Here is a 1,191-nt window from a genome sequence, read left to right on the forward strand (position 1 = left end):
AACATCCAAACACAAATAAATCTCGTACTTTTTCTAATTTTTTATTTTTAGAAAAGTCCTTCTCATAAATTTGATTAACCTGGTCCATTGTTAATGCTACTTCATCGGTGACGAAAGCATTAGGAGTTTTAAAACTTTTAAATGATATATTATGAGTGTAGGCATTCTCTAAAGCCCAGTTTAAAAAAGTTTTTAGTAAACCTACATTTCTTCTAAGTGTATTAGAGGAATGATTTTTAACCGTAATACAATAGTCTAGGAATAAGTTATACATATTGCTGTCAAACTTATTTAAGTTTAAATTCCTCTTAGTGTGGGCTTGAAAGTTTAATAACAAATCTTTATTGTATTCATATCTTTTAATAGTACTAGAAGTATTTGCTTCTCCTGATTTATCATTCTTCTTAGAGTCTAAGAAAATTTCATAGACTTCGAAGAATCTATTTGATTTGGGCTTGGTCTTTTTAAAATGTTTGTCAAAATGATTTCTAGTGGTTTCTATATCTAAAGGCTCGTTAATATTCTTATATCTGCCAACAAGGTCTAAAAAGTAACTAGAGTATCTGTCTAATTGTTGTTTTATAGTTCTATGTTTTTCAGCTTCGCTTGACCTACCTGTGGTGTTATTCGGAATTCTCAACTTGAAGTCCCATTCTTTTGGGTTAATTTTTTCACCAGTAGAATAAACAAATTTTCTTCCCTCATCTTTAAAATAAGTAGAAAAGAAAATTGGGGTGTCACTTGATGATTTCGAATTTTTAAGATTAAATGTATATCTCATATTACGTTATTAGGTGACAGTTTAGGTGACAGTAAAGATATATTTAATTATGTTTTAAGCTTATAATTTAGATATAAATATTTTGCATAATCACTGGTATATACTGTATTTATTATGTTTAAGTGTGTTTTAGTATAAAAAGGTTCAATAACCTCTTTCTCCGCAAAGAATTTAATAAATTCTATGTAAACCCTATAAACATAACGTTTATAGGGTTTTTTCATTTTTAAAATTGTTTGCGGTACAAAAAAAAATGCATTCTGTATTAAAGTAAGATTTTTACTGTTTATCGTATTTACAAAATGCCATTTAATAGATGCATTATTGTTTAATACAGATGTTTATGCAGAATGCAAGTTTTCTTTTCAGCATTTCGCTTTTTGACTAATGGATTTTTTTGCTAATTTTAC

1 protein-coding gene is annotated in these 1,191 nt (G+C 27.5%); it reads right to left on the reverse strand.

Translation table 11 applies throughout. From position 1 onward, the window contains the following. On the reverse strand, nt 1-781 hold a 781-nt coding region (locus tag ABJI11_RS04380; protein WP_348349769.1), incomplete at its 3' end, for a phage integrase SAM-like domain-containing protein. Nucleotides 782-1,191: the final 410 nt, after the last annotated feature.

It is taken from the genome of Maribacter sp. (genome assembly GCF_039968975.1).
Classification (GTDB): domain Bacteria; phylum Bacteroidota; class Bacteroidia; order Flavobacteriales; family Flavobacteriaceae; genus Maribacter.